The sequence below is a fragment of the Rathayibacter sp. AY1A4 genome (assembly GCF_002930955.1).
GTDB lineage: Bacteria > Actinomycetota > Actinomycetes > Actinomycetales > Microbacteriaceae > Rathayibacter.
Genome location: NZ_PSTN01000005.1, coordinates 112,350 through 126,949 on the forward strand (window position 1 = coordinate 112,350; position 14,600 = coordinate 126,949).

A 14,600-nucleotide genomic window follows, 5' to 3' on the forward strand; every position below is an offset into this window, starting at 1 on the left:
CCGGGATCGCCCGCCTCATGCAGGGCTCCCTCGGCCGCAACGTCGGGCTGCTGCTCGCGCTGGTGATCCTCTGCATCGTCGGATTCGCGACCGCGGGGGAGCGCTTCGCCAGCGTCGACAACGTGCTCACGATCCTCCGCCTCGCCGCCGTCATCGGCGTGCTGAGCATCGGCATGACGTTCGTCATCACCTCCGGCGGCATCGACCTCTCGGTCGGCTCCGTGATGGGGCTCGCGACGGTCTGGGCGAGCACGGTCTCGACCCAGTACTACGCGGCCAACACCTCCTGGCTGGTGATCGTGCTCACCGCGGTCGTCGTCGGCCTCGTCTGCGGCCTGATCAACGGCGCGCTGATCGCCTACGGCCGGGTCGTCGCGTTCATGGCCACGCTGGCGATGCTCGTCGCCGCCCGCGGCTTCGCCGAGCTGATCTCGAACCGCCAGACGCAGGTCGTCACGGTCACGCCGTTCCTCGACTTCTTCCGCGCCGACGTGCTCGGCATCCCGGTGCTCGTGCTGATCTTCGTGGTCGTCGCCGTCGCCGGCTGGATCCTGCTCAACCGCACCACCTTCGGCCGTCGCACCATCGCGGTCGGCGGCAACCCCGAGGCCGCCCGCCTCGCCGGCATCAAGGTCCGCCGCCACACCATGTACGTCTACGGCCTCGCCGGGCTCACCGCCGGCATCGCCGCCGTCATGATGCTCGCCCGCACCACCGCCGGCAGCTCGACCAACGGCCTCCTCTACGAGCTCGACGCCATCGCGGCGGTCGTCGTCGGAGGCACGCTGCTGGCCGGCGGCCGCGGCACCATCGTCGGCACCGTGTTCGGCGTCCTCATCTTCACGACCCTGACCAACGTGTTCACGCAGAACAACATGTCGACCTCGACTCAGGCCGTCGCGAAGGGCGCGATCATCGTCGCCGCCGTCCTGCTGCAGCAGCGGTTCGCCGCCCGCGGCAGGAAGTCCTGACCCCGGGGCTCCGGCCCCGCTCCTCCACACACAGCAACCCACCCGACCACTCAGGTCACCTCTCCGCAGGACACGTGTGCCCTCGGACCCCTCGGATCGATCGAAGGAGATCACTTCCATGCCCGCACGCCCCTTCACCCGCAGCCGCCTCTCCCGCACCGCCCGACTCGGCTCGGCCGGCGTCGCCTTCGGCGCCGTCGCGCTGATGCTCACCGGCTGCATCTCGAACGCCCCGGTCGAGACCGGCAACGCCGCCTCCGGCGGGACCGCCGCCGCCGTGGCCGCCTCGGACAACGACGCCTCCGGCGACAACGTCGTCATCGGCTTCACCGCTCCCGCCGCCGACCACGGCTGGATGGGCGCGGTCAGCCGCGCCGCCATCGCCGAGGCCGAGAAGTACGACGACGTGGAGCTCCGCACCGCGGAGGGCACCAACGACGTCAACCTCCAGATCAGCCAGGTCGAGACCTTCATCAACGACGGCGTCGACGCGATCGTGCTCCTGCCGATCGACGGAGCGGCGCTCACGCAGGTCGCCACCCAGGCGATGGAGGCGGGCATCACCGTCATCAACGTGGACCGCGAGTTCTCCAGCCCCTTCGCCGCCCGGTCGACCATCCTCGGCGACAACTACGGCATGGGCGTCAGCGCCGGCACCTACATCTGCGAGGAGCTCGGCGACAACCCCGACGCCGTCGTCGCCGAGATCGCCGGCATCGACTCCCTCCCGCTGACCCAGGAGCGCAGCCAGGGCTTCTCGGACGCGCTCGAGGGCTGCGGACTCGACGTGGACAACCGCGTCGCCGCCGACTTCACCGTCCAGGGCGGAGAGCAGGCCGCGGCCAACCTCCTCCAGGCCGCGCCGAAGATCGACGCCATCTGGAACCACGACGATGACCAGGGCGTCGGCGTCCTCGCGGCGATCGACACCGCCGGACGCGACGAGTTCCTCTTCGTCGGCGGCGCCGGATCGGCCAACGTGATGCGCGCGATCGAGGCCGACGACTCCGTCGTCAAGGCCACGGTCGTCTACCCCTCGACCCAGGCCGCGGACGGCATCAAGCTCGCCCGCCTCGTCGAGCAGAACAAGTCGATGGCCGACACCAGCTCGCTCGGCGTCCCGCGCCAGATCCAGCTCTTCGCGCCGGTCGTCACCAAGGACAACGTCTCCGAGTACCTGCCCTCGGCTTTCGAGTCCTGATCGGCCCCACCAGCCCGGGTCGGCGCGGGAACCATCCCGCGCCGACCCCCACCTCGGCGCCGCCCCGGGATCACTGACGACCCGCCGCGCAGCGCCACCGGCATCCGCGAGAGGAGGAGGAGTGCAAGACACCGGCCCCAGGGCCGGACAGGAGGAGACCGGATCCGCTCAGTCGTGCGGACAGCGACGGACCCGGCCTCTGCGATGAACACCTCATTGAAGGAATCACATCACGCATGAATGGTAAGCGATCCTCGAGAAGAAGCATCAGGCGTCTTCTCGCACTCGGCATCGCCGGGATGGTGACGGTCTCCGGACTCACCGCCCTCGGCCTGCCCGCCTCGGCCCACGACGGAGTGGACCACGGTTCCGAGGGCGGAGCATCCGCTCTCGACTGGAGCAACTACGAGAAGGTCCTGCTGACGAAGAACGTCGGCGAGCCCCTCGACCTGGCCGTCCTCCCGGACAAGTCGGTCCTCCACACCGCTCGGAACGGCGAGATCCGCCACACCGACCCCAAGACCGGCACCACCCGTGTCGTCAACACGATCCCCGTGTACCAGAACTCGGAGGACGGACTGCAGTCCGTCGGCATCGACCCCGACTTCGCCGAGAACAAGTGGGTCTACCTCGTCTACGCGCCCCCCGGGAACACCCCGACCGGCGCGGCTCCGAACATGCTGCCCGAGGGCGCGACCGACAGCTACTGGGACCAGTGGAAGGGCATCAACCGCCTCTCCCGGTTCAAGTGGACCGGCTCGGGCCTCGACCTCGCGAGCGAGCAGAAGATCATCGACATCGAGACCCAGCGCGGGCAGTGCTGCCACGTGGGTGCCGACTTCGACTGGGACGCCGACGGCAACCTGTACCTCTCCACCGGCGACAACACGCCGGCGAGCGCTCCGGGTGCCGCGGGCTTCGCGCCGAACAACGACGCGCCCCGCATGAACCCGGGCTTCGACTCGCGTCGCGGCGCCGGCAACACGAACGACCTCCGCGGCAAGATCCTCCGGATCACCGTGCAGGAGGACGGCTCGTACACGATCCCCGACGGCAACCTCTTCCCGGTGGGAACCGAGAAGACCCGCCCCGAGATCTTCGTGATGGGCGTCCGCAACCCGTTCAAGATCGACGTCGACGCCGAGACGAACACCCTCTCCTGGGGCGACTACGGCCCCGACGCCACGAAGGCCGCTGCGGCCGACGGCGTCCGCGGCCCGATGGGCCTCGTCGAGTGGAATGCGACCGGACTGGACGAGCCGCACAACTCCGGCTGGCCCTACGTCCACGGACCGAACGCGCCATACAACGAGTGGAACTTCGAGACGTCGACGCCCCGCGGCTTCTTCGACCCGGAGAACCTGAAGAACAACTCGCGCTGGAACACCGGCCTCGTCGACATCCCGGACGCCAAGGCGGCGACCGTCTACTACGGCGACAACCCCGGCGACCAGCCGTTCGACGAGCTCGTCAACTTCGGGACCAGCACCGGCCAGGGCCCCATGGGCGGACCGGTGTACCACTTCGACGCGGACAACACCTCGACGTCGAAGTTCCCGGAGTACTGGGACAAGAAGACCTTCTTCGGCGAGTTCTCGCAGGACTACATCGCGGCGTTCACGCTCGATGAGGACCGCGCGGTCACGCACATCGAGGACTTCCTCCCCAACGCGGCGCTCAGCCAGGCCGCGCAGCCGATCCACGACAACCCGATGGACATGGAGTTCGGCCCCGACGGGTCGATGTACGTGATCGAGTACGGCGACGGATTCTTCCGCGCCAACCCCGACGCGGGCCTGTACCGGATCGACTACGCCGAGGGCAACAAGGCGCCGCAGGCCCGCTTCACCGCGACCCCCCTGTCCGCCTCGCAGACCCCGCTCGAGGTCACGTTCGACGCCAAGGGATCGACCGACCCCGAGGGCGACGCGCTCACCTACGACTGGGACTTCGACGGCGACGGCACCTTCGACGCCACCGGAGTGACCGTCAAGAAGACCTACACCGAGCTCGGACAGTTCACGGCCCGTCTGCGCGTCACCGACGCCAAGGGCAAGTTCAGCCTGACCTCGCGGGTCATCTCGGTCGGCAACCAGGCGCCGCAGATCCAGATCCAGACGCCCGGCAACGGCTCGTTCTTCAGCTGGGGCGACGCGATCCCCTACCAGGTGACCGGCAAGGACGCTGAGGACGGCGACCAGATCGTCAGCAGCCGCGTGGGCTGGACCTACGGCCTCGGCCACGACGAGCACGCCCACCCCGAGGTCACCGGCACCGGTGCCAAGGGAGCGTTCCCGACGTCCAAGGACTCGCCCGAGCACGGCCCCGGCGCGCTGCTGTACGGCACCGTCGTCGTGACCTACACGGACGGCGGCTTCAACGGCCTGCCCCCGGCTGCGGCCGAGGCGACGCTGCGGCTGAACCCGAAGACGCAGGAGGCGGAGCACGCCGCCCGTGAGGGCGTCCTGCCCTACGCGGACACCACCGCCAGCGGCGGCAACGCCGTCAGCGGACTCGGTGCGGGATCCTTCCTGCGCTGGGACCCGGTGAACTTCGCCAACCTGACCGGCGTCGTGGTCCGCGCCACCGGTGAGGGCACCGTCGACCTCCGCTGGAACGCTGCCGACGCAGCGCCCTTCGGAACGGCGACCATCCCCGCGGGAGCCGGCTGGAAGGACGTCCTCGTCCCCTTCGGCACCAACGTCCCCCGCGGCACCGGCTCGCTCTACGTGACCTCGCCCAGCGGCCTGTCGCTCGACTCCCTCACCTTCCAGGGTGCCGGCGCCGGTGACAAGACGGCTCCGACCGTCGCGGCGACCCTCGACCCGGCAGCGCCTGCGGGCGTCGGCGGCGTCTACAACAAGCCCGTGACCCTCGGCCTCACCGCCACGGACAACGGAGCGATCTCCACCGTCCAGTACTCCGCCGACAACGGCACGACGTGGACCACGGTCCGCGCCGTCAACGGCGCGTACACGGTCCCGTTCACCACGAACGGCGCCCGGACGATCCAGTACCGCGCCACCGACACCGGCGGCAACGTCTCGGCGGTCGGCACGGTGAAGTTCACGATCGACCTGGCCGCGGCGAACGCCCCGACCGCCGCGTCGACCACCACCGTGGCGCTCTCGGCTCCCCGCGTGACCTTCGGGGCACCCGGCGAGGCGACCGTCACGGTCACCGGTCAGGGTGGGAACCCCGGCGGAGAGGTCGTCCTCTACGAGGGCGCCACCGAGCTGGGCCGCGCGACGCTGAAGGACGGCAAGGCGACCTTCGCCCTGCCGAAGACCCTCGGCGCCGGCACCCACACCCTCCGTGCGGCGTACGGCTCGGACGCCACCTTCAAGGCCTCTGAGGGCACCGCCCGCCTGATCGTCTCGAAGGCCGCCTCGGAGCTCACCGCGACCGTCTCGCCCAACCCGGTCAAGCCGGGCGCCAGCGCGCAGGTCACGGTCGACGCGAAGTCCTCGACGGGTGTCGCCGGCACCGGTCAGGTGAGCGTGATGGTGAAGAGGAACCTCTCCACCGTCGCGATGCTCACCGGGACCCTCGACGAGAACGGGCACGTCGTGGTGACGCTCCCGAAGCTCGCGGCGGGCAGCTACAAGCTGACCGTCACCCACACCGCCACGGCGGACACCAACGCCGCGTCGGCGCTGCTGAACCTCACCGTCCAGCAGTAGCCCCCGCGCAGGGGCCGGCCGGCTCGACCGGGCCGGCCGGCCCCCCACCCCCTGCACCATCTGCCATTTCGAAGGAGAAATGATGCACCACCACCACGCATCCATCACGGCCAAGCCGATGAGCCGGCGCTCGCTGATGACGGCCCTGGCCGCATCGACCGTCGCGGTCGGCGTCGGAGCGGGAGCCCTCGCGGCGCCCGCGACGGCCGCCCCCGCGCCCTCGTCCGGATCCACGCGCCTGGTCCCGATCAACCGCATCGGCATCCAGCTCTTCAGCGTCCGCGACAAGGTCTCGTCGCTCGGCTTCCGGGCCGTCTTCGAGGAGCTCGGCCGCATCGGCTACAGCGAGATCGAGTTCGCCGGGTACACCCAGGGCAACGTCGGGGCGATCACCCCGCAGCAGATCCGCCAGCTGCTCGACGACAACGGCCTCCGCGCCGTCGGCTCGCACGTCGGCACCAACCTCCTCCGCTCGGAGCTGGGCAAGCAGATCGAGATCGCGCAGATCCTCGGCACGCCGCACCTCGGCACCGGCAACGCGCCCACCAACGTCAACACCAAGGCGGGCTACCTCGCCGCGGCGGAGGAGTGGAACAAGTGGGGCCAGCAGGTCTCGGCCGCGGGCATGAAGCTCTACCAGCACAACCACGCCGGTGAGTTCGGGTTCGCCACGGACGACCCCAAGACCCGCCTGTACGACCTCTTCTACGACAACACCGACCCGCGTCACGTGTACCTCGAGATGGACGTCTACTGGGCGTACGTCGGCAAGAAGCTCTACCCGGGCTTCGAGCCGCTCGACTACATCAAGCGCAACCCGCGCCGCTACCCGATCCTGCACCTCAAGGACGGCAAGACGAACAACGCCAACACCAACGGCTACGACATCGTCGAGTTCGGCGCGGGCAACCTGCCCTACCAGGCGTTCCTCTCGGAGCTGCGCGACCGCGGCCAGCGCTTCGGCGTCTGGGAGCAGGACACCGCTCCCACGCTGGCGACGCCGCCGAGCACGGGGAACTCCCTCGAGGCCGCTTCCCGCAGCTACTCCGCGATCGCTGCGCTCCGTGGCTGAGCGCACCCCGCGCCGCGCGCGCCGCACCGACAGCACCACCACCAGCACGACGCGCACGAGCGCACCGAGGAGAACCCCCATGAAGTGGAAGACGCCCACGGCGGTCCTCGCGGCCGCCTCCCTCGCGATGGTCGCCGCACCGTCCGCCTTCGCGGCGACGACGGACTGCACCACCGAGCTCGGGAACCAGACGATCACCGGAGACCTCAACGTCGGCGCGGGCCAGACCTGCGTGCTCGGCAACGTGACCGTCACCGGCAACGTCATCGTCGGCGACGACGCCTGGCTGGACGCCACCTCGGCGACCATCGGCGGCGACGTCATCGGCACCGACGCGTACGGCATCTCGATCGACGGCACCAGCGTCGGCGGAGACGTCGTGTCGTTCTCGGACGGCAGCCGCAACGGCTTCCTCTACCTGCGCGACCTCACGGTCGGCGGCATGGTCGAGGCCGGCGGGATCGACGTCGAGTTCAGCGACCTCTCGGTCGACGGCTCGGTCAGCACCGACGCGGCGAACTACGTCGACGTCGACCGCACCAGCGTCGGCGGCGACGCCACCTTCGCCGGCAGCGACTTCGGCGTGAACGTGCAGGGCGCCATCGTCGGCGGCTCGCTCGCCGTCACCGGCTCCTCGCGCGGCGTCCTCCTGGGCGCGAACGAGGACGGCTCGGCCTCGGCCCTCGGCAACACGGTGGGCGGGAACCTCACGCTCTCGGGCAACTCCGGCAACGTCCAGCTCGCGGGCTCGACGGTCGGCGGGCGCATCGCGCTCACCGACAACGCGCCGGCGGTCAACTTCGGCGCGGGCAACACCGCCGCCGGAGTCGACGGCACCTTCACGGGAACGGCGGCGGGCGCTGCGGCGGCCGGCGACCAGGCCGTGGCCGTCATCGTCCCCGAGGCCAACAAGGGCGAGCTGACCTGGACGCTCGAGGGCACCAGCAACCTGGTGAACCTCGGCGTCGCCGAGGAGCAGGGCGACCACTTCGCCGCCTCCGGTGAGCTCGTGCCGGTCCGCGTGACCGACACCCGCCTCAACGGCCCGGCCTGGTCGGTCACCGGCCAGCTGAGCGACTTCCGCTCCGGCGAGAAGACGTTCTCGGGCAAGCACCTCGGCTGGACCCCCGAGGTCCTGGAGAACACCGGCGGTGCCGTCGCGGGCGCAGCCGTCCCCTCCGGGTTCGACTCGGGCAACGGCCTCGCCACGCCCCGCGTCCTCGGCTCCGCCGCGGCGCAGCACCCGACCGGATCCTCGGTCCTGGGCGCCGACCTCGACCTGAAGCTCCCGCTCTCGGTCGGAACCGGCACCTACACCGCGACGCTGACGCTCACCGCGCTCGGCTAGCACCGGTGGGGCGGCCTCCGGGCCGCCCCACCCTCCCCCCGTCTCCCCGCGAGACGCCACTCCGGTCCGCCCCGCTCGGCGTGCCGCGCACCGGAGCGGCGTCCCGCGGGGAGGCATCCCCCCCTTGCAACGGAAGCCTGATCGATGTCGCTCATGCCACGCACCTCCCGCACCACCGCCGCCCTGCTGCTGATGACGCTCCTCGCAGCCGGCGGCCTCTCGGCTCAGGCGGGTGCCCAGGAGGCGGACCCCGCCTCCACGCCGGTCACCTGGGGGGTGCGCCCCGCCGACACCGAGCAGGGCAGCGAGCGGCCGAACTACGCGTACGCCCTCGATCCCGGCGGACGCCTCAGCGACGCCCTGATCGTCTCCAACTACGACGACGAGGAGCAGACGTTCCGCGTCTACGGCTCCGACGGCTTCATCACCGAGGCCGGCCAGCTCGACCTGCTCCCCGCCGCGGAGCCCTCGACGCAGCTCGGCAGCTGGATCGCGTTCCCCGAGCCCGAGGTCACCGTGCCCGCCGGCGAGAGCGTGCAGGTCCCGTTCGAGGTCGTCGTCCCCGAGGACGTGACCCCGGGCGACTACGCCGCGGGCGTCGTCTCCTCGATCCTGGTGCAGGGCGAGACCGGAGTCTCGGTCGACCGGCGCCTGGGCTCGCGCATGTACCTCCGCGTCGGCGGCGAGCTCGCCCCGCGCCTGTCGATCGACGGCCTCGCCGTCTCGTACGAGGGCGGCTGGAACCCCTTCGCCCCCGGCTCCGCGACCGTCGACTACACCGTGACCAACGCGGGCAACACCCGCATCGCGCCGGGCGCCGAGATCAGCGTCGCCGGCCTCTTCGGCCTCGCGCCGGTGTCCGCGACCGACCCGGAGCCGCTGCCCGAGCTCCTCCCCGGAACCTCCGTCTCGCGCACCGTGACCGTCGCCGGAGTCTGGCCGCTCTTCGTCGCGACCGCCCGCGCCGCGCTCTCGGGCACCGTCGTCACCGCCGACCAGGCCGCACAGGCCGACTCCGCCGTCGTCGTCCCCGACGTGCCGGTCGCCACCGCCGAGACCTCGGCCGCGGCCGTGCCGTGGAGCGCCGTGCTCCTCCTCGCCCTGCTCATCGGGCTCATCGTGCTGACCGTCGTCCGCCGCCGCCGCCGGGCCGCGGGGGAGCAGGCGCGCATCGACGCCGCCGTCGCCGCCGCTCTCGGCGCCCAGCCGGAGGACGCCGACCGCGCGGAGGTCCGCTCCTGACCGGGTGCGGCCGACGCGGTCCGCGGGGGATCGCGCCGGCGCGGCCCGCCGCCTCCGGGCGCGCGGCCGCCGCTCTAGCGGACCGCCCGCCCCTCGGCGCGCAGCTGCTCGAGGAAGCCGTCCACCACGGCGGGGCTGAGCAGGTGCCCGCGCAGCATCAGCGCGGCACCGCGCACGCCCCCGCTGCCGCCCAGCTCGGCGGTCACGACGTCGAGCCGCTGCGTCGCGAGGGGGAGAGAGCGCTCGTCGATCACCGAGCGCACGGCCGTCAGGATCTCCGGGCTGGCGAGGGCGACCGCGCCGCCCAGCACGATGACGGAGGGGTTCAGCAGGCTCACGCAGGTGGCCAGCACCTCGCCGAGCTGCAGTCCCGCGATCCGCGCCGCCTCGACGGCCTCGGGATCGCGCGCCTTCAGCAGGTCGATCAGCTCGCGCACCGACTGCACGTCGCGGCCCGCCCGGGCGAGCCCGGCGGCCAGAGCGGAGCCGCCCGCGACCGCCTCGAGGTCCCCCTCCTGACCGCCCGCCGCGGCCGGGGCCGTGCGCGGCACCTGGACGTGGCCGAGATCACCCGCGGAGCCGAGGGCTCCGCGCTGGAGCAGCCCGGACGAGACGATGCCCGCGCCGATGCCGGTGCCGACCTTCACGAACATCAGGTCGAGGGCGTGCGGGAAGCGCGAGGCCCGCTCACCGAGCGCCAGCAGGTTCACGTCGTTGTCGACGAGCACCGTGGTGTCGTAGCGCCGATGCACGAAGACGGGGATGTCGAAGCCGTCCCAGCCGGGCATGATCGGCGGGCGCACCGGGCGGCCGCTCGCGTGCTCCACCGGGCCGGGCACGCCGACCCCGATGCCCGCGAGGGCGGAGCGGTCGACCCCGGCCGCGGCGAGGATCCCGTCGCAGACGTCGAGCGCGTGCCCGAGCACCGCCACGGGGCCCTGCGCGATGTCGAGCTCCTCGCGGCGCTCGGCGATGATGCGGCCGTCGAAGTCGGTCAGCGCGATGGTCGAGTGCGCCGCGCCCAGGTCGATGGCCAGGAGCGAGCGGACGGCCGGGTCGAAGACGAGGCGCGCGGACGGGCGGCCGCCGGTCGACGGAGCGCGGTCGAGGTGCGCGATCAGTCCGAGCTCGAAGAACTGCTCCAGGCGCGTCATCACCGCGGTCCGCGCGAGGCCCGTCTCCTCGACCAGCTCGGCGCGGGTGCGCGGCCGACCGTCGGCGAACAGCCTCAGCATGTCGCCGGTCGCGGTACCCGCGCGCTCGGCCACGCTCAGCTCCTTCTCTCGGCCCGGAGGACGGGTTCGGGGGACAGCACACCTGAGGAAACCAGTCGACGCACGGTCGCGCAATCTCGGCGGGCCCTGCGTGCGGGTCCTGCGCAACACGGCCGGCCGGAGGCGCGACGCGCGCCCGGCCGCGGCCCCTCCCCACTCCGATCGCCCGGGTGCGCCCCGACGATCGCCGCTCAGCCAGCCCTTCCAGACAGGAGAGAACGATGACCTCGTCCGACACCACCACCACAGGCGCCCCCCGATCGAGCGGGCGCATCGGCCTCTGGCTGATCGGGGCCCGGGGCAGCGTCGCCACCACGGCCGCCGTGGGCCTGCACGCCATCGCCGCCGGAGCCGCGCCCAGCTCGGGCTGCGCCACCGCGACCCCCGCCTTCGAGGACGTCCCGCTCGCCGGGTTCGCCGACATCGTCATCGGCGGCCACGACGTCTCGCCGACCCCGCTGCTCGAGAAGGCCACGGGCCTCGCGGCCGGCGGCATGTTCCCGACCTCGGTCGTCGCCGAGGTGGCCGACCGGATCGACGCGACCGACGCCGAGATCCGCCTCGCCCCCTCCGACGCCGCGTCGCAGCAGGAGGAGATCGACCGCCGGGCCGCCGACATCGTCGCCTTCCGCGAGCGCCACGGCCTCGCCCGGGTCGTCGTGATCGACGTCGCCTCGACCGAGGTGCTGCCGGCCGACCGTCCCGAGTTCCACGACCTCGCCGCTCTGCGCGCCGCCCTGGCGCGTCCGGGCGAGCGCCTCCTGCCGCCGAGCTCGATCGCCGCCCTCTCGGCCGTCGTCGCGGGCGCGGCCTACGCCTGCTTCACTCCCTCGACCGCGCTGGCCCTGCCGGCCCTGGAGGAGTGGGCCGCCGAGGCCGGGATCCCGATCGCCGGCCAGGACGGCAAGACGGGGGAGACCCTGCTCCGCAGCGTGCTCGCGCCGATGTTCACGGCGCGCGGGATGCGCGTGCTCTCGTGGGCGGGCGCGAACCTCCTCGGCGGCGGCGACGGGCAGACCCTCGCCGACCCGGAGGCGGTGCGCTCGAAGCTCGTCTCGAAGAACCGCGGACTCCGCAGCCTCCTCGGCGACGACGTCGTCACTCCGCTCCACATCGACAACGTCCCGGACCTCGGCGACGTCAAGACCGCCTGGGACCACGTGCACGCGGAGGGCTTCCTCGGCTCGCGGATCACGGTGCAGACGATCTGGTCGGCGTACGACTCGGCCCTCGCGGCGCCGCTGATCCTCGACCTCGCCCGCCTGCTGGCGCTCGCGGACGAGGCCGGCGTCTCGGGCCCGGTCGGCGAGCTCGGCTTCTTCTTCAAGGACCCGTGGGGCAGCGACGTGCACGGCTTCGCCGAGCAGACCGCGGAGCTGGTGGCCTGGTCCGCCCGCACCGGCGCCCTCGTCGCCGAGCGCCGCACCCCGGTGACGAGCGGGACGCGGAGCGATGGCTGAGCTGCGCGACTACCTCGAGCTCGTCCGCGCGAAGGCCGCGCTGACCGTGATCGGCGACACCGTCGCGGGCGGAGCGTGGGCGGGCCGCGGAGTGGGAGCGCGCACGGTCGCGCTCCCGCTGTCCTCCGCGCTGCTCTACTCGGCGGGCATGGCGCTCAACGACTACGCGGACGCCGAGCTCGACGCCCGGGAGCGGCCCGAGCGGCCGATCCCCTCGGGGCGCATCCGGCGCTCGGCGGCGCTGGGCACGGCGGCCGCGCTGACCGCGGCGGGGATCGCCGTGGCGGCCGTCGTGGACGGGCGGCGCTCGCTCGCGCTCTCGCTGCCGCTCGCGGCCGGGATCTGGTCGTACGACCTGCTCGCGAAGCCGACTCCGCTGGGCCCGGTCGTGATGGCGGCCTGCCGCGGTCTCGACGTGCTGCTCGGCGCGGGCGTCGACGGCGTGCGCGCGGCGGCCCCCGCCTCCGCCGCCGTGGCCGGGCACACGCTCGGCGTCACCGTGCTCTCGCGCGGCGAGGTGCACGGCACCACCCCGGTCGCGGCGGGAGCGGTCTCGGCCGGGACCGTGGCTATCGCGCTGTCCACCGCGGCCGGCGCTCTGGCCGAGCGCCGGGCCGCCCCCGCCGCGGTCGTCGCCGCGGGCCTCGGGCGCTGGCTCCTGCTCGTGCTCACCGCGCAGCTGCAGTCCGTGCGGACGCCGACGGCCGCGGCCGCGCGGACGGCCACCCGCGCGGGCATCACCGGGATGATCCCGCTGCAGGCCGCGCTCGCCGGTCTGAAGCGTCCCGAGCTGGGGGCGGCGCTGCTCGCGCTCGACGCGATCGGCTCCCTCCTGCTCCGCCGCCCGCGGACGGCGGACATCACATGAGCGCCACCGGACCCGTCCTCGGCTACGGCACCAACGGCTTCGCCGACCACACCCTCGACGATGCGCTCACGGTGATCCACGCCGCGGGGTACCGCGCCGTCGCGCTCACCCTCGGGCACCCGCACCTCGATCCCTTCGCGGCCGACTGGCGCGAGCGGACGCTGGCGCTCCGGTCGCGGCTCGACGAGCTGGGCCTGCGCGTGGTCGTCGAGACGGGCGCGCGGTACCTGCTCGACCCGTTCGCGAAGCACCGCCCCACGCTGGTCGACGAGGAGGCCGGCCCCCGCGTCCGCTTCCTCGAGCGCGCGATCGAGATCGCCGCGCTGCTGGGCGCCGACGCCGTCTCCCTCTGGTCGGGGGTCGTGCCGGCGGGCGCCGATGCGGCCGCGGCCTGGCGGCTGCTCGTCGAGCGGATGCGCGGCGTCGTCGCGACGGCCGAGCGCCACGGCGTGCGGCTGGCCGTCGAGCCCGAGCCGGGGATGCTGGTGGAGACGGTCGCCGACGCGCTGCTGCTGCGCCGCGAGCTCGGCGACCCGGAGTCGGTCGGTCTGACGGTCGACCTCGGCCACTGCGTCGTGGTGGAGCCGGACGGCGTGGTCGGAGCCCTCCGCAGCGCCAGGGACCTGCTGCTGAACGTGCAGGTCGACGACATGCTCCCGGAGCGGCACGAGCACCTCGAGCTCGGCACCGGATCGCTCGACCTCGCGGCCGCCTTCGCGACCCTCGCCGAGATCGGCTACCGCGGGATCGCCGCCGTCGAGCTGCCCCGGCACTCGCACGACGCGCCCCGCCTGGCCGTGGCGAGCCTCGCCGCGATGGAGGAGGCGCTCGGCGGCGCCTCCTCGCACGCCGAGCACCCGTGGACCGCGGCCGCCCGCGCCGCCGTCCTCGAGCGCCCGACGCGGATCGAGCGCTTCTTCCCCGCCGCGGGCCGCGAGGCCGGACGCGAGCCGCTCCGGCCCGCCGAGGACCCGCACGGCCTCGTCCACGGCACGCACGACGACGCGGCCCGCGCCGCCCTGGTGCAGGCCGCCGCGCAGGCGCTCGGCGACGACGACCTGGCCGCTCTCCTCCTCCGCCTCTACCGGGGCGGGGACGGCGCCGAGCGCCGCGGAGTGCTGGCCGGGCTGAACGCCCTCGGCGACCCGGGACCGGCGACGACCCTCGCCGGCCTCGAGCTGACCGCCGACGCCCTGCGCGCCAACGACACCCGGCTCGTCGCCGCGGCGATGGGCTCCTTCGCCCGCCGCCACCTCGACGCGCACGCCTGGCGGCACGGGGTGCTCAAGCTCGTCTTCCTCGGCGTCCCGCTCGCGGCGGTCGCCGGGCTGGAGGAGCGCAGCGACGCCGAGCTGCGCGCGATGGCCGGCCGCTTCGCCGACGAGCGCCGCGCGGCCGGGCGCCCGCTCCCGGACGATCTGGCGGTGCTCCTGCCGAGCTGACCGCCCCCGAACGCCGCCCCGACCGCGGGGCACCACCAC

Annotated in this window: 10 protein-coding genes; 9 read left to right on the forward strand and 1 reads right to left on the reverse strand. The window is 73.1% G+C overall.

The genetic code is table 11. The features are described 5' to 3' along the window. The first annotated feature begins 17 nt into the window (after window positions 1–17). The 6 genes from C5B92_RS04980 to C5B92_RS05005 all read left to right on the forward strand — a co-directional run bounded on the left by C5B92_RS04980 (window position 18) and on the right by C5B92_RS05005 (window position 9,517). Window positions 18–971 carry an ABC transporter permease gene (locus C5B92_RS04980; RefSeq protein WP_068256795.1) on the forward strand — a complete coding sequence of 318 codons (954 nt, stop codon included), beginning with the start codon at window positions 18–20 and terminating at the stop codon, window positions 969–971. A 118-nt stretch (window positions 972–1,089) separates the two neighbouring features. Beyond that, window positions 1,090–2,172, forward strand: coding sequence for a substrate-binding domain-containing protein (locus tag C5B92_RS04985; protein WP_104222461.1), 1,083 nt, complete (start codon window positions 1,090–1,092; stop codon window positions 2,170–2,172). Between the two features lie 236 nt (window positions 2,173–2,408). After that, a complete protein-coding gene (locus tag C5B92_RS04990) occupies window positions 2,409–5,855 on the forward strand; it encodes a PQQ-dependent sugar dehydrogenase (protein ID WP_146084335.1) in 3,447 nt (1,148 codons plus the stop codon). 82 nt (window positions 5,856–5,937) lie between these two features. Further along, complete coding sequence (locus tag C5B92_RS04995; RefSeq protein WP_219813837.1) at window positions 5,938–6,927, forward strand: sugar phosphate isomerase/epimerase; 990 nt, start codon at window positions 5,938–5,940, stop codon at window positions 6,925–6,927. A gap of 79 nt (window positions 6,928–7,006) precedes the next feature. After that, a complete protein-coding gene (locus C5B92_RS05000) occupies window positions 7,007–8,275 on the forward strand; it encodes a hypothetical protein (protein WP_104255859.1) in 1,269 nt (422 codons plus the stop codon). 153 nt (window positions 8,276–8,428) lie between these two features. After that, window positions 8,429–9,517 (forward strand): hypothetical protein, encoded by a 1,089-nt coding sequence (locus C5B92_RS05005; protein WP_146079258.1) that lies wholly within the window; start codon window positions 8,429–8,431, stop codon window positions 9,515–9,517. 74 nt (window positions 9,518–9,591) lie between these two features. Here the strand turns inward: C5B92_RS05005 and C5B92_RS05010 are convergent, their stop codons facing one another. Continuing rightward, window positions 9,592–10,785 (reverse strand): ROK family protein, encoded by a 1,194-nt coding sequence (locus C5B92_RS05010; RefSeq protein ID WP_258061262.1) that lies wholly within the window; start codon window positions 10,783–10,785, stop codon window positions 9,592–9,594. Window positions 10,786–11,012: 227 nt separating this feature from the next. Between C5B92_RS05010 and C5B92_RS05015 the strand changes: the two genes are divergently transcribed. Genes C5B92_RS05015 through C5B92_RS17605 form a run of 3 tightly spaced genes read left to right on the forward strand, consistent with a single transcriptional unit; the run spans window position 11,013 to window position 14,561 of the window. Next, on the forward strand, window positions 11,013–12,251 hold the full coding sequence (locus tag C5B92_RS05015) for an inositol-3-phosphate synthase (protein ID WP_104226602.1): 1,239 nt from the start codon (window positions 11,013–11,015) through the stop codon (window positions 12,249–12,251). After that, the gene (locus C5B92_RS05020) at window positions 12,244–13,119 is read left to right on the forward strand and encodes an SCO3242 family prenyltransferase (protein WP_219814217.1); all 876 of its coding nucleotides are present in this window, start codon (window positions 12,244–12,246) and stop codon (window positions 13,117–13,119) included. The genes C5B92_RS05015 and C5B92_RS05020 overlap by 8 nt, the downstream gene beginning before the upstream one ends. Continuing rightward, on the forward strand, window positions 13,116–14,561 hold the full coding sequence (locus C5B92_RS17605; RefSeq protein WP_104255861.1) for an EboA domain-containing protein: 1,446 nt from the start codon (window positions 13,116–13,118) through the stop codon (window positions 14,559–14,561). The genes C5B92_RS05020 and C5B92_RS17605 overlap by 4 nt, the downstream gene beginning before the upstream one ends. The last annotated feature ends 39 nt before the right edge of the window (window positions 14,562–14,600 follow it).